The following is an 18,232-nucleotide window of genomic DNA, read 5'->3' as shown; positions in this document are numbered from 1 at the left end:
CCATGTTGATGCTGTTCCTGACTGTGGCGCTGGTGCATTTCATCGCCCTGATGAGTCCGGGGCCGGACTTTTTCTTCGTTTCGCAGATTGCGGCCAGCCGTTCGCGCCGTGAAGCGATGATGGGCGTATTAGGCATCACGCTGGGCGTGGTGGTCTGGGCGGCGATCGCCTTGATGGGGCTGCATTTGTTGCTGATGAAAATGGCGTGGCTGCACCGCATCATTACCGTGGGCGGGGGTCTTTACCTGTGCTGGATGGGATGGCAGATGTTGCGTTCCGCGCGTCAGAAAGCGCAACAATCGGAGGTCGCTGAGGTCAGCGTGGATTTACCTCAGCGCGGCAAGTTCTTCATTCGTGGTTTAGTCACCAACCTGTCCAATCCCAAAGCGCTGATTTACTTCGGCAGCGTTTTCTCTCTGTTCGTCGGCGATAGCGTGGGCGCGGGTGCGCGCTGGGGACTGTTTGCTTTAATTTCGGTAGAAACGCTGGCGTGGTTCACGCTGGTGGCCATGGTGTTTGCGCTGCCGGTCATGCGTCGCGGCTATCAGCGTTTGGCGAAATGGGTGGATGGCGTCGCGGGCGTGCTCTTCGCGGGATTCGGTATTCATCTCATCGTATCGCGTTAAACGCGGAGGTCATGGCGAGTGGGTCGCCATGACCTTGGCTCGACGCCGAGGCTAGGCCCGACGGGCGGACGCCAGCAGCGCACCCACCATAATAAACAGCGAACCGAAGACCCGATTCAGACGTTTCACCTGCCGGGGTCCCTTCAGCCATTTGGCGACGCGCGTCGCCAGCGTGGCGTAGCCAATCATCACGACGACATCCACGGCGATAGTGGTGACGCCCAGCACCAAATATTGCATGGCCTGAGGCTGATGCGGGATCACAAATTGCGGAAACAACGCAGCCAGAAAAACGATGCTTTTCGGGTTGGTCAAATTGACCAGCACGGCCCGTTTAAAGAGTCTGCGCCGCGGCATCGTGTTTGCCAGCGTATTCAAATCCAGACCGCCCGCGCTGCGCCACTGCTGAATGCCGAGCCAAATCAGATAAGCCGCCCCGACCCATTTCAGCACTTCAAACGCCAGCACGGACTGGGACAACAGCGCGCCGAGGCCGATGCCCACCAGCACGATGTGGCAAATCAATCCGACCTGCAGACCGGCAATCGAGGCGAACGCGCCGCGATAGCCGTGACTGATGCCGGTGCTCATGGTGTTGATGGCGCCGGAACCCGGCGAAAGACTCAGAATCAATGTGGTCACGAGATAGGTAAACCACCACTCGATGGTCATGCGTCAATGCTCCCTGAATGTCGCTTTTTATGCCACAATACGCCAACGCCGATCTTTGTACCAGAGCTCACAAAACCAGGTTTACCGCCATGAACAACCGCGAGAATGTGTGATGACTCAGTACCCTGAGTGTCTACTGAATCGGGAGGCGCAGTACGCTGCGTTTTCCACCGGACCTTTGCTGGACTTCTGGCGGCGGCGGGATGAGGGCGAGTTCATCGGCGTCGACCGCGTCCCCATTCGCTTTGCCCGTTTTACCTCTCCGCGCCATCATCAGGTGGTGATGCTGCTCACTGGCCGCACCGACAGCTACGTCAAATACTCCGAGGTCGCCTACGACCTGTTCCATAATGGTTATGATGTGCTGATGATGGATCATCGTGGGCAAGGGCGTTCAGGTCGTTTGCTGAAAGATACGCATCGCGGTCACGTCGAGAATTTCAGCGACTATGTGGACGACGTGGCGCAGTTCTGGCAACTGCAACTGGCGAAAAGCGGGTATCGACGACGCTTTGCGCTGGCGCACTCGATGGGGGGCGTGATTCTGGCCGATTTTATGGCCCGCAGGCCCGAGGCTTTCGATGCCGCCGCGCTGTGCGCCCCTATGTGCGACATCCATTTGCCGATGCCGGAATGGCTGGCCTGGCGCATTCTGGATCGCACCGAGCGTCATCCGAAGCTGCGCGACTACTACGCGATTGGCGCCAGCCAGTGGCAGCCATTGCCGTATGTCCTCAATGTGCTGACCCACAGTCGCGCCCGACATCTACGCAGTGTGCGGACCTATGCCGACGACCCGTCGCTGCGGATTGGCGGACCCACCTATCACTGGGTGCGGGAAGCGCTGTTGGCGGGCAGGGATTTAATGTCGAGAGTAGCGAAAATTACAGCGCCGCTGCTTGTGCTGCAGGCGGAGGACGACCGCGTGGTGGATAATCGCGGGCAGGATGCATTCTGCAGGGCGATGGCCGCGGCGGGTCATCCGGTGGCTGGAGGGAAACCGCGCATCATACGCGGTGCCCGGCATGACATGCTGTTTGAAGAAGATGCGGTGCGCGCCGACGTTTTTCGCCGGATTCTGCACCATTTTGCGCAATATCATTAAATTCTGCGGCCCGGCCGCGTTTAACCTGCGGAGGTTAGATTCCAACGTATGTACCCCATTGTCGCTTCCGATTTGGATGGCACGCTGCTGTCCCCCGCTCATACGCTTACCCCTTATGCCAGAGAAACGTTGCAACTGCTGACGGAGCAGGGCATTCATTTTGTCTTCGCCACCGGGCGGCACCATAAGGACGTCGCACAGATCCGCGACAAACTGGGGATCAGCGCATACATGATCACCTCCAACGGCGCCCGAGTGCACAACACCGACGGAGAACTGCTGGTTAGCCATAATCTGGACCGCGATATCGCGCGTGATTTGTTCGGGATCATGTACGACCGTGAGGATATCCTCACGCATATCTATCGCGGCGATGACTGGTTCATGAGCCGCTCCCGACCGGAAGAAGAGCAGTTCTTCCAGGAATCCGTCTTCAAGTACCAGCTATTCGACCCGACGTCGCTGGACACCGACGATGTCGGGAAAGTCTTTTTCACCTGCGATGAACATGAACGTCTGCTGCCGCTGGAAGAGGCGCTCAACGCCCGCTGGGGCGACCGCGTCAACGTAAGCTTCTCCTCGGTGAACTGCCTGGAAGTTATGGCGGGCGGCGTATCGAAAGGACATGCGCTGGAGCAGGTCGCGAAACGGATGGGGCATGGCGTGAAGGATTGCATCGCCTTCGGCGACGGCATGAACGACCTGGAAATGCTCTCGATGGCGGGAAAAGGCTGCATCATGGCGGCCGCACACCAGCGCCTGAAGGACCGTTTGACCGAGCTGGAAGTGATCGGCACCAATGCGGATGATGCGGTGCCGAACTACCTGCGTGAACAGTATGCCGCGCTGATCACTCGCTGACGGCGTTGGGGACGCCCGGACGTGTCACAATGTGAATCATGTCAGCAAAGTGACAAGGTCAAAAAAACGCTTTACAGGTGCGAATGATAATGATTATTATTGCCATGCGTTCCGGGAAAACCCTTCTGTCTCGATCTTGATGATTCAGCGAGGTTTTGCTGTGAAAGCACGACATTGCTCACATTGCTTCCAGTATTTATTTAGCCAGCTCGGGTGCTGGCTTTTTTTTGTCCGCATGATTTACGGAAATCAGTTTCCATAAATTCCGCTATTTTTTTGAACTGCACGTTGAGTTTTTTACGCTATCTTCCCGGCGCGCCGTCGCTAGACTGTTCAAAACGAAGGAGGAAGCAACGATGATCTATTTACGTCAGGCGCAGCAGCGCGGACATGCCAACCACGGCTGGCTCGACAGCTGGCACACGTTTTCATTTGCCGATTACCACGACCCCGACTTCATGGGATTTTCCGCCCTGCGGGTGATCAATGAAGATCGTATTGAAGGCGGGCAGGGCTTCGGTATGCACCCACACCGGGATATGGAAATTCTGACCTATGTGTTGTCGGGCACGATTGAACATCAGGACAGCATGGGGAATCACGAACGGATCCCGGCCGGAGAGTTCCAGATCATGAGCGCGGGCACCGGTGTTCGCCATTCGGAATACAATGCCAGCCCGGATGAATTGCTGCATCTGTATCAGATCTGGATCATCCCGGATCGTAAAGGGCTGATGCCACGCTATGAGCAGCGCCGCTTCGACGATAAGCAGGGTAAACAGCGGGTGTTGTCGCCGGAAGGTCGCGACGGTTCTCTCAAAGTTTTTCAGGACATGTCGCTTTGGCGCTGGGCATTGAACGCGCAGGAGCAGGCGGTTCATGACATCGAGCCAGGTCGTCGCGTCTGGATCCAGGTCGTGCGCGGAACGGTCACGGTGAACGGACAGACGGCGAGCGCCAGCGACGCGTTGGCGCTGTGGGACGAAAGCGCCCTCTCGATGACTGCGGATGAAGATAGTGAGATCCTGCTGTTTGATTTACCGCCGGTGTAAAAGGGCTGTGAAGCGCACCACGGCGTGATGCGCCGAACGTCTTACCACGCACCGCGCCAAGCCGGGGGCTCGGCACTTTCCAACGTGTCGGGCCTTTTTAGCGCGCAATCCTGTTCTGAGCGATATTGCGAAGCCGCTCCTGGACGTCATGAAAGTCGCCGTAATCCGGCATCGAATCGATACTCGCCACCGGGTTTTTTGCTAGACTCCGACTACTTTTCCCGAGTTGGGTAGCCACGGATGATCAAGAAGAAAAGACCGGCTCTTCAGGATGTCGCCGATCGCGTCGGCGTCACAAAAATGACGGTTAGCCGCTATCTGCGCAATCCTTCCCAGGTGTCTGCCGCGTTACAAAAGAAAATCGCCGCCGTGGTGGATGAGCTGGGATACATTCCCAACCGCACGCCCCATATTCTGGCCAACGCCACCAGCCGAGCCATCGGCGTCCTGCTGCCTTCGCTCACGAATCAGGTCTTTGCCGAAGTGCTGCGCGGCATTGAGCGGGTGACGGAGGCTCAGGGTTATCAAACCATGCTGGCGCACTATGGCTATCATCCTGAAAAGGAAGAACAGCGCTTGATGTCGCTGCTGTCTTACAACATCGACGGCTTGATACTGGCGGAACGCACCCACACGGCCCGCACCCGGCAGATGATTCACGTTTCCGGGATTCCGGTCGTCGAACTGATGGATTCCGTCTCCCCCTGTCTGGATATGGCGGTGGGTTTTGACAACGTCGAAGCTTCACGACAGATGACGCGGCACATCATTGGGCGGGGACGTCGACACGTGGTGTATCTGGGCGCACGGCTGGATGAACGTACCCTGATGAAACGGCAGGGCTATGAGCTGGCGATGCAGGAAGCCGGTTTGAACGCGCACAGCGTGATGAGCGAAAGCGCCTCGTCATATACGCTGGGCGGCGAACTGCTGCGGCGGGCGCAGAGGGAATGCCCTGACATCGACAGCGTATTCTGCACCAACGACGATCTGGCGATCGGCGCGATTTTCGAGTGCCAGCGGCAGGGGCTGAGCATTCCCGGACAGATGAGCATTGTCGGTTTCCACGGCCACAACATCGGTCAGGCGATGGTTCCCCGTTTGACGAGCGTCCTGACTCCGCGTGAGCGCATCGGCGAAGTGGGGGCCGAAATGCTGCTGGCGCGTCTGAACGGCGAGCCTGTTCCGTCGCCCCTGCATGATGAAGGTTTCGAGCTGCTGCCCGGCGACAGTTTATAGGCTCATGCACTTGCGGCGGCGCCTGAATCTTCGGGACGCCAGCCCGCGGTGGATCCCTCGCTATCACACATAAACCTCTCCATACCGGCTGGCTTTGACGGCGGCGACGTTTGGTCGCCGAGCGCCTCGGCGGCTAAAAATCCGTCATCGCCCAAAGCCGCCTTCCCACCTGGCAATATTTGATCTTTATCCCAAACTGTAAATTAAGTGCTGCAGGTTAGTTCCAGTTCTTAACATGTTACCGGTATCATGATACCGGTAACATTACGGGTATCACCCGTTCCCCCTGATGGTGCTTCACCCATCGCTTCTGATGTTGTATCGCTGCTGCCGTACCAGGCCCTTGATGGGCCGTAGCAGAATCACCTTCGCCTTCGTTCTCCGGTGGTTTCCGGGAGCGATGAGGCTCTGCCGGAGAAAGGTTATGCCATTAGTCATCGTTGCTGTAGGTGTCGCCATACTGCTGTTGTTAATGATTCGATGTAAGTTGAATGGATTTATCGCACTGGTGCTGGTGGCGCTGGCCGTCGGGATCTTGCAGGGCATGCCGGTCGATAAAGTCATCGCCTCCATCAAAACCGGGGTGGGCGGAACGCTCGGCAGTCTGGCGCTGGTGATGGGCTTCGGCGCGATGCTGGGGAAAATGCTGGCGGACTGCGGCGGGGCGCAGCGGATCGCCACCACGCTGATCGACTGGTTTGGCCATAAAAACATTCAATGGGCCATCATGCTGACCGGTTTCACCGTGGGCTTCGCCTTGTTCTATGAAGTCGGTTTTGTCCTGCTGCTGCCGCTGATATTCAGCATTGTCGCCTCCGCGCGTATTCCTCTGCTTTATGCTGGCGTGCCGATGGCTGCGGCGCTGTCCGTCACCCACGGTTTTTTACCGCCGCATCCGGCGCCAACGGCCATCGCCGCCATCTTTCATGCCGATATGGGCAAAACGCTGCTTTACGGCACGCTATTGGGGATCCCCACCGCCATACTGGCCGGCCCGGTTTTTGCCCGTTTCCTGAAAAAAATCGATAAGCCAGTGCCTGAAGGTCTGTACAACCCGAAACAATTTTCTGAAGAAGAAATGCCCAGCTTCGGCGTGAGCGTCGGCACGGCGCTGGTGCCGGTGATTCTGATGGCGGTGAGAGCCATTGCTGAAATGGTCTTGCCGCACGGACATGCGCTGCTGCCTTATGCGGAGTTCTTCGGCGACCCGGTGATGGCGACGATGATTTCGGTGCTGATCGCGATTTTTACCTTCGGTCTTAACCGTGGACGCACGATGGATGAAGTGATGGCGACCGTCTCCGACTCCATCAAAATCATCGCCATGATGCTGTTAATTCTGGGCGGCGGCGGTGCTTTCAAGCAGGTACTGGTCGACAGCGGGGTGGATAAATACATCGCCCACATGATGGAGGGCAGCAGCCTGTCGCCGCTGTTCCTGGCCTGGTTGATTGCCGCGACGCTGCGCATCGCGCTCGGTTCGGCGACGGTGGCCGCCATGACGGCTGGCGGTATCGCCGCGCCGCTGATCGCCACGACCGGCGTCAGCCCAGAACTGATGGTGATTGCCGTGGGGTCCGGCAGCGTGATTTTCTCTCACGTCAACGATCCCGGCTTTTGGCTGTTCAAAGAGTATTTCAATCTGACCATCGGCGAGACGCTGAAATCCTGGTCGGCGCTGGAAACCATCATCGCAGTCTGCGGGTTGATCGGCTGTCTGCTGATGAGCCTGGTGGTTTAACGTAGCGTCTCTGCCGGGCTGGTCCCGGCAGAATATCGGATTACAGCTGCAGGTAAGCGCGGATACCGTCGAGGAACATCTGCGTCGACAGCATCACCAGCACCAGCCCCATCAGTTTCTCCAATGCGCTGACGCCTCGGTCTCCCAGCAGTCTCAGGAACAGGTTGGACATCAGCAGGATGACGAAAGAGATGCCCCAGGCGCTAAACAGGGCCAGCGTCAGGTGAGCCAGCTTTTGCGGATACTGGTGGGAAAGCAGCATCAGCGCGGCCAATATCGACGGACCGGCAACTAAAGGGATTGCCAGCGGCACCAGAAAGGGTTCATCGCTTTCCGGCAGGCCCTTGGACTCATTTTTCGGCGAAGGGAATATCATGCGAATGGCAATCAGGAACAGGATAATCCCGCCGGAGATCGACACGGTCTCAGTACGCAGGTTCAGCACCGCCAGAATTTTCTCTCCCGCGAACAGAAAAATCAGCATCACGCCTAGCGCAATCACCATTTCCCGGATCAACACGACGCGACGACGTTTGGCGGGCAGGGGTTTCAGTACCGACATGAAAATCGGCATGTTTCCCAGCGGATCCATGATGAGCAGTAGTAGAACGGTGGCTGAGATCATTTCGGTCATGTGGCGGTTGACTCCTGTCGTCATGAGGCGCGAATTGACGCGCGGTTATTAGCTGTGCTGCTGAAAAAGCCGACGAGATTGAATAAATTAACTTGCGACTTTACGTACATTTTGTAAGGTTGAAGGCCATCACTTTAAATAATGTTACTGCCAGAAACGGCAGCCAGACTTCTTTTTGTCACCCCAAGCAGGACAGCAAACATGAAAAATGTTGGTTTTATTGGCTGGCGCGGAATGGTCGGTTCGGTACTTATGCAACGCATGGTAGAAGAACGCGATTTCGATGCTATCCGCCCGATTTTCTTTTCCACTTCCCAGCACGGTCAGCCGGCTCCAACGTTCGGCGGGCAGCAGGGCGTATTGCAGGATGCCTACGACCTGGAGGCGCTGCGGGCGCTGGATATTATCATCACCTGTCAGGGCGGCGATTATACCAACGAAGTCTATGCGAAGCTGCGTGAAAGTGGCTGGCAGGGGTACTGGATTGATGCCGCGTCCACGCTGCGCATGAGCGATGACGCCATTATTATTCTGGACCCGGTCAACCATGCGGTGATTCAGCAGGGTCTGAATGACGGCATCAAAACGTTTGTCGGCGGTAACTGTACGGTCAGCCTGATGCTGATGTCTCTGGGCGGCCTGTTTGCAAACGATCTGGTGGATTGGGTGTCCGTATCGACTTATCAGGCGGCGTCCGGCGGCGGAGCTCGTCACATGCGCGAACTGCTGGTGCAGATGGGCATGCTGAATGCCGAAGTGGCGAAAGAGCTGCAAAGCCCGGCTTCCGCGATTCTGGATATTGAGCGCAAAGTGACGGCGCTGACGCGTAGCGGTACGCTGCCGACCGACAATTTCGGCGTCCCGTTGGCGGGCAGCCTGATCCCGTGGATCGACAAACAGCTGGATAACGGCCAGAGCCGTGAAGAGTGGAAAGGTCAGGCGGAAACCAACAAGATTCTGGCGACCCGCGATGCGATTCCCGTTGACGGTCTGTGCGTTCGCGTCGGCGCGCTGCGCTGCCACAGCCAGGCCTTTACCATCAAACTGAAGAAAGACGTGGCGGTGCCGGAAATCGAACAGCTGCTGGCCAGCCACAACGACTGGGTGAAAGTGGTGCCGAACGACCGCGAGCTGAGCATGCGTGAACTGACGCCTGCCGCCGTGACCGGTACGCTGTCCACGCCGGTCGGTCGTCTGCGTAAGCTGAATATGGGACCGGAATACCTGTCAGCCTTCACCGTTGGCGATCAGCTGCTGTGGGGCGCGGCGGAACCGCTGCGTCGTATGCTGCGCATCCTGCTTTAAAGCGTTATCGCCCCACCGCGCAGGCTGCGTGGCGGGGTGTTCTTCCTTCCTGCTTTTTCCTGCTTCCCTATGGTTTTCTAGACCGGGCCCGCGTTTTCGCGGGGGCTCTTAGCGGGCTATGCCGATGCGCTAGTGGCTCAGCGGCCCGGCGGTCACGGCATGTCGCGACGGGAGCGCGTCCTCCGCATGCTGCTGCGAGCGCTGGCGCCGGTAATGATCCAGCCAGGCGCTGACGCGCTGCTGCTGATTTTCGTCCAGCCACATGCCGAGCTTGGTTCTGCGCCACAGCGCATCTTCCACCGAGACGACCCACTCATGTTCGACCAGATAGCGTAATTCGGCTTCGTAGAGCATATGACCGAAGTGTTCGCCCAGTTCGCCGACGCTGCGTGCATCGCCCAAGAGCTGTTCGCTTTGGCTGCCGTAAGTGCGGCTATACCGTCTGGCAAGGGACTCCGGCAGGTTATAACGCTGACGCAGGCGGGAAGCGTACTCATCGCGGGAGCCCTGAATGTCGCCGCCCGGCAACGTCGCCTGCTGCGTCCAGGCTTTACCAGCCTGCGGATAGTATCTCGCCAGTTTGTCCAGCGCGTGTTCCGCCAGTTTTCGGTATGTGGTGAGCTTGCCGCCGAAGACGGAGAGCAGCGGGGCGCGCCCGTGATCGTCGTCGATCGCCAGCGTGTAATCGCGGGTGATGGCCTGCGGAGAATCGGACTCGTCGTCGCATAGCGGTCGCACGCCGGAGTAGCTCCAGACGATGTCCTCGCGGGTCAGCGGTTTCTTGAAGTAGCGGTTGTAGATGTCCAGCAGATACTCGACTTCGTCGTCATTAATACTGACATGACGCGGATCGCCGTGGTACTCCATATCCGTGGTGCCGATGATGGAGAATTCATCCATCCAGGGAATGACGAAGACGATACGGTGATCCTGATTTTGCAGAATGTAGGCCTGCGGCTCGTCATGGACTTTCGGCACCACGATATGACTGCCTTTAATCAGCCGGATACCGTAAGGCGAGGGCAGAGACAGCCCTTCGTCGAAGAAACTTCGGACCCACGGTCCCGCCGCGTTCACCAGCCCTTTCGCTCTCCAGCTGTGCGTTTCGCCGGTCAGCGCATCTTCCGCTTCGACCTGCCACAAACCGTCCACGCGATGCGCGCGCGTGACGTTGGTGCGGGTGCGTACGATGCCGCCGTGGCGCTCCACTTCCTGCGCATTCAGCACCACCAGCCGGGCGTCGTCGACCCAGCAGTCGGAATATTCGAAACCGCGCGTCATCTCTGGTTTCAGGGCCGACTCGGGGCCAAAACGCAGGCCGCGACTGGCCGGGAGGCTGACGCGTTTACCGAGATGGTCATACATAAACAGCCCCGCGCGGATCATCCATGCCGGACGCAAGTGAGGTTCATGGGGCAGGCGAAAGCGCATGGGCGATATAATATGCGGCGCCATTTTCAGCAGGACTTCGCGTTCGGATAGCGCCTCGCCAACCAATCGGAATTCGTAATGTTCCAGATAGCGCAGGCCGCCATGAATCAGCTTGGAGCTGGCGGAAGAGGTGGCGCAAGCCAAATCCTGCGCTTCTAACAGCAGCACTGATAGGCCTCGGCCCGCCGCATCTGCGGCAATGCCCGCGCCGTTAATTCCCCCGCCGATCACGATCAGGTCTTTGGTTTCCACGTTCCCCTCCGCCGTATCCCGCATAAAATGTTCGTTTTCGCTCACGATAATAATCGCAAACAAACATCCATGCCAAGGTTTAACCAAATAAAAACATTTATACGTGACTCAGTTAACATTAATGGGTTCATAGTGAGAGAAATACAGGCTCGCTCCTGGCTTTTGTGGGGCCGAGCGAAGGGAGTGAGATACAATAGACACAATTTGATAACAAAGGGGGGCGCAGAATGATGGAGCAGTTTGAGGCGATTGATGTAGAGCAGGCTTATCAACACAGGCAGTCAGGGGCCGTCATGGTCGATATTCGCGACCCGCAAAGTTTCGCTGCCGCGCACGTGCCGGGAGCGGTCCATTTGACCAACGACACGCTGAATGGCTTTGTTGAAGGCGCGGATTTCGAACAGCCGGTGATGGTGTTGTGCTATCACGGCATCAGTAGTCGCAACGCCGCCCAGTACCTGCTCAGCCTCGGATTTTCCTCGGTGTACAGCGTGGACGGTGGTTTTGAGGCCTGGCAACGACGCTTCCCAGAGGACACGTCGGCGGGCTGACAGGGATTCATTGGGGATGGCGCTGATTTTCCCGTGCCAAATGTTTTAGAATCAAACTCATTGAAAGATATAGCGAGAAGCGTAACCACCATGATCCGGATTATCGCCTTACCCAACCCGCGCCAGGCTCAGGCGTTCGTGGATTACATGCGCACACAGCAGATTCGGCTGGCGATACGCGTCAACGAGGGCGAGTATGAGCTATGGTTGCAGGATGATAGCGAACTGGCGCGGGTAGACAAGGAGCTGGAACGTTTCATCGATGAACCCTGGCACGCGCGTTATCAGGCGGCCAGCTGGCAAAGCGGCACGACCCGCACGGGATTGCGCTACCCCTCTTTCTCCTTTGCCAATGAACTACGTCAGCGCGCGGGGCCGCTGACGCTGGCGGTTCTGGTGGTCACCATCGCGGTCTATGTGCTGATGCAGTTCTACGGCGTCGAACATATGATGGTGCTGCTGTCCTACCCGGATAGCGGCCAGGAGATGCAACTGTGGCGCTGGTTCAGCCATATTCTGATGCACTTTTCGCTGCTGCACATTTTGTTCAACCTGATGTGGTGGTGGTATCTCGGCGGGCCGGTAGAAAAAACGCTGGGGACTCGCAAGCTGTTCGTGATTCTGCTGCTGTCTGCGGCGCTGAGCGGCTGGGTGCAGTCGTGGTTCAGCGGCGTCTATTTTGGCGGTCTTTCCGGCGTGGTCTACGCCCTGATGGGCTATGTCTGGCTGCGAGGAGAGCGTCAGCCTGACGGACCGCTGCATCTACCGCGGGGACTGATGGTGTTCTCTGTCCTGTGGCTGGTCGCGGGCTATTTCGATATGTTCGGCATGTCCATCGCCAATGGCGCACATGTTGCCGGGTTGGTGGTGGGACTGCTGATGGCATGGTGGGATACCGTGCGTCGCGCGCCGACAGGGAGAGGATAGTCATGAAGCAAACACAGCGGCATGAGGCCATTATCGAGCTGGTGCGCCAGCAGGGCTACGTTAGTACCGAAGCGCTGGTGGCGCATTTTGCCGTCAGCCCGCAGACCATACGTCGCGATCTCAACGACCTGGCCGAGCGGAATCAAATTCATCGTCACCACGGCGGCGCCGCGCTGCCTTCCAGTTCCGTCAACGCCGAATATCACGACCGCAAAATGATGTGGTCGGATGAAAAAGCCCGTATCGCTCGTCAGGTGGCGAGCCAAATCCCGGACGGCGCCACGCTGTTTATCGATATCGGCACTACGCCGGAAGCGGTCGCGCATGCATTGATGAATCACAAGGGACTCCGCGTGGTCACCAATAATCTCAACGTGGCGACGCTGTTAAAAGACAAAGAAGATTTCCGCCTGATCCTGGCCGGTGGCGAGGTGCGTAGCCGCGACGGCGGCATCATCGGCGAAGCGACGCTGGACTTCATTTCCCAATTCCGCCTCGACTACGGCATTCTCGGGATTAGCGGCATCGATATGGATGGCTCCCTGCTGGAATTCGACTACCACGAGGTGCGCACCAAACGCGCGATTATCGACAATTCTCGCTGTGTCATGCTGGTCACCGACCACTCCAAATTTGGCCGTAACGCGATGGTGAATCTCGGCAATATGGATTTAATCGATTATTTGTTTACCGATCGGCTGCCGCCTGCTGGCGTGCTGAAAATTATCGAACAATCCAAGGTGCAGCTATCGTTGTGCTGACGCGAAAGCGTTGGTTGCTCCTCTATTTTCATGCCGCCATGCGCGGAGATTGGAATGTTAACGCTTACCGTCGGCGGTGATATAACACGTTGATCTTGCTACATCTATCGGCGGTAATTGCACGATGATTATCGGCTAGATATAGTTCCGCTATACCCTGCTTGGATGCAGGCGTTCGATTAGGCTGCCATCTACCGCCGGTAACGTGATGCAGGAAACGTCTACATCAGCCACTCTCACCGGCGACCATCCGGATATTGGCTCGACAGACTCCGTCGTGTCCCTCGCGTTATCGCGCATTCTGCGGCGATCCGAAGGCATTGTGAAACGACGGTATCGCCCACTGAATCGCTCTCAGCCGCAGACTGAAGGAGTATGATCGCTGCGCGCCTGATGAGGGCGGAGCGAATAGCTTGACCCCGGAAATCGCTGGCTGACCGGGCATTCTCCCGGAGAGCTATCGACAATCCCGCTCTTTTTTACAGTCATACACAGCCGAGTGGACTCGCTGTACCGTAACCGGATGCGCGACTGTTCTGCCGCCAGGTGAATCGCGCTCTCTTTTATGGGGATGTTCATGCCGATCGGACTCATGATGATCAAAACGTATGGGGCAGATGCGTTGTTAAGGAAGCAATAGACATGGCGTTAGAGGCTAATAAAACGATACCCCGGCGAATCTCCATCGCCGAGACCTACGTTGACGACACCGGTCGCCACCAAAAAATCGACAGGTCGACACAAACGAAACTGCTGAGTTTGCTGAGCGCAGAGGGGATCAATGACCAGCCTATTCCGCCGGTGAAAGTGTGGCGCGAGGGGAGCCTGTGACGATCTGGGTGCAGGGCAACGGCCGCTATCGCTGGACGTTCCACTACGAGCAAGGCGGCCTGATTGAGGGCGAGATCGTTGGGGGGACATTCCTGACGCTGCCCGAGCCTTTGCCTCAGGGGTATCATCGTCTGACGCTGGAGCAGGACGAGCGGCGATGGCGTTGTCAGGCGATTGTCGCGCCGGTGTGTTGTTATGAGCCGGAGGCGCTGTCGCAGGGAAAACGCTGGTGGGGCGTCTCCGTACAGCTCTATACCCTCCGTTCTCAGCATAACTGGGGCATCGGTGATTTCGGCGACTTGAAAACGCTGCTGGAAGAGGTGGCGCGGCGCGGCGGCGCGTTCGTCGGACTTAACCCGCTGCATGCGCTCTCTCCCTCGGAGCCGGATAACGTCAATCCTTACTGCCCCTCGTCGCGTTACGGGATTAACACCCTCTATATCGACGTCAATCACGTGGATGATTTCCTCCAGAGCGAGGAGGCGCAGCGGTGGTGGCGAAGCGACGAGACTCAGCGTCGCGTATCCGTCGTCCGCGGCAGCCGCTGGGTAGACTATCCAGCGGTCACTACGTTGAAGCTGGACGCTTTGCGCCTGTCTTTCCAGCACTTCAACCTGCGCAGCGCGCTCGATCCGCGTCGGCTCGCCTTCCAACAATTTATCTCTCGCGGTGGCGACAGGTTGCAGCAGCAGGCCACTTACGAGGCGTTATACGTCTGGCTCGAACGTCACGGCGAGACATTCAGCGACTGGGGCCAATGGCCGGAATGCTATCAGGATGCGCAGGGAGAAAGCGTGGTCTGCTTTCGCGAGACTCATGTTGAAGAGATCATGTTCTATTGCTGGTTGCAGTGGCTGGCCCATGAACAGCTGGCCGCTTGCTACGATCACAGCAAACAGCTGGGGATGCCGCTGGGGCTTTATCGCGAAGTGGCGGAAGGCGTGGCGTGCCACAGCGCCGATAGCTGGCAGGAACGTTCCTTATTTTGTCACGACGCCAGTATCGGCGCCGTGCCGCAAACGCGGATGCCGCAGGGACAAAGCGAGCCTCTGGCGCCGGTCAATCCGGTCCAGCTCCAGCGTTACGGCTACCAGCCTTTCATCGATATGATCCGCAGCAATATGGCGCATACCAGCGCGGTGTGTCTCCATCATGTGGCGTCGCTGATGCGCGAGTGGTGGGTTCCGCAGGAACGGGAATCGGAAGACGGCGGCTTTATCTATTATCCCGTGGACGATCTGCTGGCGATCCTGGCGCTGGAGAGCCAACGCCACCGCTGTATGGTGATGGGCGATGAACAGGGCGTTTTGCCTGAAGGTATGGTCAGTAAACTGCGGGATAGCCGCATCTACTCCTGCCGGGTGCTGTTTTTCGAACGCAACCAGCAGGGAGAATTCTACGCGCCGCAGGATTATCCTCCGCGCTCGATGGCGACCGTGACCACGCACGATTTACCGACGCTGCGGGGTTACTGGCAGAGTATTGATCTGATGTTGGCGCACGAGCTGGGGCTGTGTTCCGGCGATGTGCTGTTGAGCCGCAGACTCAAGGCGCGTGAGCAGGCGAAACAAGCGCTGCTGGACGCGCTGCATCATTACGGTCATCTGCCTCAGCGCGTAGGACGTAATGCGACGCTGACCACGATGAGCACCCAACTGAATCGCGGCGTACAGCGCTACCTGGCGGAAAGCGCCAGCGGCCTGCTGGGACTGCGACTGGAAGAGTGGCTGGATATGGCGACGCCGGTCTGTGTGCCGGGTGGAGAAAAGCAGTACCCCAACTGGCGGCGCAAGCTGAGTCGGTCGCTGGATTCCATCTTCGGGGATAGCTATCTGGAACGGCTGGTACGGGATATCGATCTACGGCGAAACGGACCGTTGCCGAGCAGGAATGACGGCACGCCGGTCGGGAGGTGAGCGGGGCGACTGCCGACCCGTTTGGGGTCGGCAGTCTGAAACGCGGTGAAATCAGTAGTAAGAGTGTTCGCCGGGCTGATGCTCGGTAAGATCGCGCACGCCAGCCAGTTCCGGGAACTTCTGCAGCAACTCTTTTTCGATCCCTTCTTTCAGCGTGTAATCCACCATCGAACAGCCGTTGCAACCGCCGCCAAACTGCAAAATGGCAAAACCGTCGTCGGTGATTTCCATCAGTGACACCTGTCCGCCGTGACCAGCCAGCTGCGGGTTGATCTGCGACTGCAAGACGTATTCCACGCGTTCGACCAGCGGAGCGTCGTCGTCCACTTTGCGCATTTTGGCGTTAGGCGCTTTCAGCGTGAGCTGGGAGCCTAGCTGATCGGTGACGAAATCGATCTCGGCATCTTCCAGGTAAGGGGCGCTGAGCTCGTCGACGTAGGCCGACAGCTTCTCAAACTTCAGCTCGGTATCGTTCGGCTCAACGGCATCGGGCGGGCAGTAAGAAACACCGCACTCGGCACTCGGGGTGCCGGGATTGATGACGAAAACACGGATCTGGGTGCCTTCCTCTTGCTTTGCCAGCAGTTTGACAAAATGCTCCTGAGCACTGTCGGTAATAAGGATCATAATATTAACTCAATAGTTGACTACGCCAGTTGGTTATAATACGCCCATCGCACCGGTGACTACAAGGTGCGACACAGACACCAGACCTGGATGTGCGCCGCGCCCTGCCTCATGAGCACCCGGCTAATCTCCGCCATCGTACTACCGGTCGTCACCACATCGTCCAGCACCACGACCCGTTTTCCCGCTAACGGCAGCGTACAGCAAAACGCCCCGCGCAAATTGCGGCGGCGGCCCGCGGCGCTTAATTGCCTTTGCGGTGGGGTGGCGCGGGTACGGGTGAGGCCGCTCGCCTCGTAACGACAGCGCAGCCAGCGTGCCAGCGGCGCGGCCAGGAGCGCCGTTTGATTATAGCCTCTGCGCCACTGCCGTCCCCGATGCAGCGGTACGGTCAACAGCAGGTCGGGCCGGGGGTACAGGTGATGCGGCGCGCTCAGCGCTGAGTGCCGATAGCGCTCGCGCCAGCACAGCCACAGCAGGCGCGCCAGTGCGGGGGCGAGGTCTCCGTGACCATAAAATTTCAGCTGTTTGATCAACGCATCCAACGGCGGCCGATAATCGGAGACAAACAGAAGGGCATGCCAGGGCGGCGGATGTTGCAGACAGCGCCCGCAGGGGAGCGATGGCGAGGCCGCGGGCAGACCGCAGCGCGGACAGCAGCAAGGCGGCGGCGGAAGACGACGCAGGCAGTGACTGCATATCCCATGATGACTATCATACAGCGGCTGCTGGCAAAGCCGGCACTGCGCCAAAAAGGTGAACATCCTGTTTCCCCTCATAATGAACGGCGACGCGACATCATTTTTTTACGTTGAGAAGAAGGACAATAACGCATGGCTACGTTGCATTGGCAGACGGAAGGCGAAGGCGAACAAGACATTGTGCTGCTGCACGGATGGGGACTGAATGCTCAGGTCTGGAACAGCATTATTCCGCGATTGGCGCCGCATTTTCGCCTGCACCGCGCCGACCTGCCGGGCTATGGACAAAGTCAGGGTTTTGGGCCGATGCCGCTGGCGGAGATGGCCGCCGAGGTGCTGAAAAGCGCGCCCGAGAAAGCCATCTGGCTGGGCTGGTCGCTGGGCGGGCTGGTGGCGAGCCAGATTGCGCTGACTCATCCAGCACGGGTGACCTCGCTGGTGTCGTTGTGCTCCTCTCCCTGCTTTCAGGCGCAAGAGACGTGGCCGGGCATCAAACCCACCGTGCTGACGGGGTTTCAGCAGCAGTTACAGGACGATTTTCAGCGCACCGTGGAACGTTTTCTGGCGCTGCAAACGCTGGGGACGGCCAGCGCCAAACAGGATGCCAGACTGCTGAAATCTGTGGTGCTGGACCAGCCGATGCCGACGGTGGACGTATTGAACGGCGGACTGGAGATATTGTCGCAAGCGGACTTGCGGGAGCCGCTGGCAGCGCTCACCGTTCCTTTCCTGCGGATTTACGGCGCGTTGGACGGATTGGTACCCCGCGCTATCGTGCCGCTGCTTGATGAGCGCTGGCCGCAGTCGACGTCGGTGATCGTGCCCAAGGCGTCGCACGCGCCGTTTATCTCACATCCTGATGAGGTGGTCGAAGCGCTGTTGACGTTCACCGCGTCACGATAACGGCATCTCGTCATGCGCATTGCCGGAACGCGCCGCGCCCACGCGTGAGATTGTCCAGGTGATGCCAGTTGTGACGGTGTTCATCAAAATGTAAGAA

Annotated in this window: 18 protein-coding genes; 13 read left to right on the top strand and 5 right to left on the bottom strand. The window is 58.2% G+C overall.

Going from position 1 to position 18,232, the window contains the following annotated elements; translation table 11 throughout:
* Window positions 1-2: 2 nt before the first annotated feature.
* Entirely contained in the window at window positions 3-626 is a 624-nt protein-coding gene (rhtC, locus tag CKQ53_RS03960; protein ID WP_094118636.1) for a threonine export protein RhtC, read from the top strand.
* Between the two features lie 51 nt (window positions 627-677).
* Here the strand turns inward: rhtC and rhtB are convergent, their stop codons facing one another.
* Window positions 678-1,298, bottom strand: a complete 621-nt coding sequence (rhtB, locus tag CKQ53_RS03955) for a homoserine/homoserine lactone efflux protein (protein WP_085652842.1) — start codon at window positions 1,296-1,298, stop codon at window positions 678-680.
* 112 nt (window positions 1,299-1,410) lie between these two features.
* On the opposite strand from rhtB, the gene pldB reads away from it, so the two are divergent.
* From pldB to gntT, 5 genes are all read left to right on the top strand, one after another.
* A complete protein-coding gene (gene pldB, locus CKQ53_RS03950) occupies window positions 1,411-2,403 on the top strand; it encodes a lysophospholipase L2 (RefSeq protein ID WP_085652843.1) in 993 nt (330 codons plus the stop codon).
* A gap of 48 nt (window positions 2,404-2,451) precedes the next feature.
* On the top strand, window positions 2,452-3,264 hold the full coding sequence (gene yigL / locus CKQ53_RS03945; RefSeq protein WP_094118635.1) for a sugar/pyridoxal phosphate phosphatase YigL: 813 nt from the start codon (window positions 2,452-2,454) through the stop codon (window positions 3,262-3,264).
* Between the two features lie 356 nt (window positions 3,265-3,620).
* Window positions 3,621-4,316 (top strand): pirin family protein, encoded by a 696-nt coding sequence (locus CKQ53_RS03935; RefSeq protein ID WP_085652845.1) that lies wholly within the window; start codon window positions 3,621-3,623, stop codon window positions 4,314-4,316.
* 243 nt (window positions 4,317-4,559) lie between these two features.
* Window positions 4,560-5,555, top strand: a complete 996-nt coding sequence (gene gntR, locus CKQ53_RS03930; RefSeq protein ID WP_085652865.1) for a gluconate operon transcriptional repressor GntR — start codon at window positions 4,560-4,562, stop codon at window positions 5,553-5,555.
* Between the two features lie 424 nt (window positions 5,556-5,979).
* Window positions 5,980-7,296, top strand: coding sequence for a gluconate transporter (gene gntT, locus CKQ53_RS03925; RefSeq protein WP_085652846.1), 1,317 nt, complete (start codon window positions 5,980-5,982; stop codon window positions 7,294-7,296).
* Window positions 7,297-7,336: 40 nt separating this feature from the next.
* Here the strand turns inward: gntT and CKQ53_RS03920 are convergent, their stop codons facing one another.
* Window positions 7,337-7,930 carry a YhgN family NAAT transporter gene (locus CKQ53_RS03920; RefSeq protein ID WP_085652847.1) on the bottom strand — a complete coding sequence of 198 codons (594 nt, stop codon included), beginning with the start codon at window positions 7,928-7,930 and terminating at the stop codon, window positions 7,337-7,339.
* 201 nt (window positions 7,931-8,131) lie between these two features.
* Here CKQ53_RS03920 and asd point away from each other — a divergent pair, with 201 nt between their 5' ends.
* Window positions 8,132-9,235, top strand: a complete 1,104-nt coding sequence (gene asd, locus CKQ53_RS03915; RefSeq protein ID WP_085652848.1) for an aspartate-semialdehyde dehydrogenase — start codon at window positions 8,132-8,134, stop codon at window positions 9,233-9,235.
* Window positions 9,236-9,364: 129 nt separating this feature from the next.
* Here asd and glpD read toward each other — a convergent pair whose 3' ends face one another.
* A complete protein-coding gene (glpD, locus tag CKQ53_RS03910) occupies window positions 9,365-10,918 on the bottom strand; it encodes a glycerol-3-phosphate dehydrogenase (RefSeq protein ID WP_085652866.1) in 1,554 nt (517 codons plus the stop codon).
* A gap of 230 nt (window positions 10,919-11,148) precedes the next feature.
* On the opposite strand from glpD, the gene glpE reads away from it, so the two are divergent.
* The 5 genes from glpE (at window position 11,149) to malQ (ending at window position 15,904) form a co-directional block, all read left to right on the top strand.
* A complete protein-coding gene (gene glpE / locus CKQ53_RS03905) occupies window positions 11,149-11,469 on the top strand; it encodes a thiosulfate sulfurtransferase GlpE (RefSeq protein WP_085652867.1) in 321 nt (106 codons plus the stop codon).
* A 90-nt stretch (window positions 11,470-11,559) separates the two neighbouring features.
* Window positions 11,560-12,396, top strand: coding sequence for a rhomboid family intramembrane serine protease GlpG (gene glpG / locus CKQ53_RS03900; protein ID WP_085652849.1), 837 nt, complete (start codon window positions 11,560-11,562; stop codon window positions 12,394-12,396).
* A gap of 2 nt (window positions 12,397-12,398) precedes the next feature.
* Window positions 12,399-13,157: a DeoR/GlpR family transcriptional regulator gene (locus tag CKQ53_RS03895; RefSeq protein WP_085652850.1), complete on the top strand. Its 759-nt coding sequence runs from the start codon at window positions 12,399-12,401 to the stop codon at window positions 13,155-13,157.
* 642 nt (window positions 13,158-13,799) lie between these two features.
* Window positions 13,800-13,988, top strand: coding sequence for a hypothetical protein (locus CKQ53_RS18645; protein ID WP_244200995.1), 189 nt, complete (start codon window positions 13,800-13,802; stop codon window positions 13,986-13,988).
* On the top strand, window positions 13,985-15,904 hold the full coding sequence (gene malQ, locus CKQ53_RS03890; RefSeq protein WP_244200994.1) for a 4-alpha-glucanotransferase: 1,920 nt from the start codon (window positions 13,985-13,987) through the stop codon (window positions 15,902-15,904). Before CKQ53_RS18645 ends, malQ begins: the two co-directional genes overlap by 4 nt.
* Window positions 15,905-15,955: 51 nt before the next feature.
* Here malQ and nfuA read toward each other — a convergent pair whose 3' ends face one another.
* Together nfuA and gntX are read right to left on the bottom strand one after the other, a co-directional pair.
* Window positions 15,956-16,531, bottom strand: a complete 576-nt coding sequence (gene nfuA / locus CKQ53_RS03885) for a Fe-S biogenesis protein NfuA (protein WP_085652852.1) — start codon at window positions 16,529-16,531, stop codon at window positions 15,956-15,958.
* A gap of 59 nt (window positions 16,532-16,590) precedes the next feature.
* Window positions 16,591-17,295: a DNA utilization protein GntX gene (gene gntX, locus CKQ53_RS03880; protein ID WP_094118633.1), complete on the bottom strand. Its 705-nt coding sequence runs from the start codon at window positions 17,293-17,295 to the stop codon at window positions 16,591-16,593.
* 69 nt (window positions 17,296-17,364) lie between these two features.
* Between gntX and bioH the strand changes: the two genes are divergently transcribed.
* Window positions 17,365-18,135, top strand: a complete 771-nt coding sequence (bioH, locus tag CKQ53_RS03875; RefSeq protein WP_085652854.1) for a pimeloyl-ACP methyl ester esterase BioH — start codon at window positions 17,365-17,367, stop codon at window positions 18,133-18,135.
* Window positions 18,136-18,232: the final 97 nt, after the last annotated feature.

It is taken from the genome of Lonsdalea britannica (genome assembly GCF_003515985.1).
Taxonomy (GTDB): Bacteria; Pseudomonadota; Gammaproteobacteria; order Enterobacterales; family Enterobacteriaceae; genus Lonsdalea; species Lonsdalea britannica.
Note: the sequence above shows the minus strand (reverse complement) of the source record. Positions and strands in the feature narration are given on the sequence as shown.

Excerpts from the sequence above, each read along its gene's own strand:
- rhtC (WP_094118636.1), top strand. The coding sequence starts at position 3 with ATGTTGATGCTGTTCCTGACTGTGGCGCTGGTGCATTTCATCGCCCTG.
- rhtB (WP_085652842.1), bottom strand. The coding sequence starts at position 1,298 with ATGACCATCGAGTGGTGGTTTACCTATCTCGTGACCACATTGATTCTG.
- pldB (WP_085652843.1), top strand. The coding sequence starts at position 1,411 with ATGACTCAGTACCCTGAGTGTCTACTGAATCGGGAGGCGCAGTACGCT.
- yigL (WP_094118635.1), top strand. The coding sequence starts at position 2,452 with ATGTACCCCATTGTCGCTTCCGATTTGGATGGCACGCTGCTGTCCCCC.
- CKQ53_RS03935 (WP_085652845.1), top strand. The coding sequence starts at position 3,621 with ATGATCTATTTACGTCAGGCGCAGCAGCGCGGACATGCCAACCACGGC.
- gntT (WP_085652846.1), top strand. The coding sequence starts at position 5,980 with ATGCCATTAGTCATCGTTGCTGTAGGTGTCGCCATACTGCTGTTGTTA.
- CKQ53_RS03920 (WP_085652847.1), bottom strand. The coding sequence starts at position 7,930 with ATGACCGAAATGATCTCAGCCACCGTTCTACTACTGCTCATCATGGAT.
- asd (WP_085652848.1), top strand. The coding sequence starts at position 8,132 with ATGAAAAATGTTGGTTTTATTGGCTGGCGCGGAATGGTCGGTTCGGTA.
- glpE (WP_085652867.1), top strand. The coding sequence starts at position 11,149 with ATGGAGCAGTTTGAGGCGATTGATGTAGAGCAGGCTTATCAACACAGG.
- glpG (WP_085652849.1), top strand. The coding sequence starts at position 11,560 with ATGATCCGGATTATCGCCTTACCCAACCCGCGCCAGGCTCAGGCGTTC.
- CKQ53_RS03895 (WP_085652850.1), top strand. The coding sequence starts at position 12,399 with ATGAAGCAAACACAGCGGCATGAGGCCATTATCGAGCTGGTGCGCCAG.
- CKQ53_RS18645 (WP_244200995.1), top strand. The coding sequence starts at position 13,800 with ATGGCGTTAGAGGCTAATAAAACGATACCCCGGCGAATCTCCATCGCC.
- nfuA (WP_085652852.1), bottom strand. The coding sequence starts at position 16,531 with ATGATCCTTATTACCGACAGTGCTCAGGAGCATTTTGTCAAACTGCTG.
- gntX (WP_094118633.1), bottom strand. The coding sequence starts at position 17,295 with ATGTTCACCTTTTTGGCGCAGTGCCGGCTTTGCCAGCAGCCGCTGTAT.
- bioH (WP_085652854.1), top strand. The coding sequence starts at position 17,365 with ATGGCTACGTTGCATTGGCAGACGGAAGGCGAAGGCGAACAAGACATT.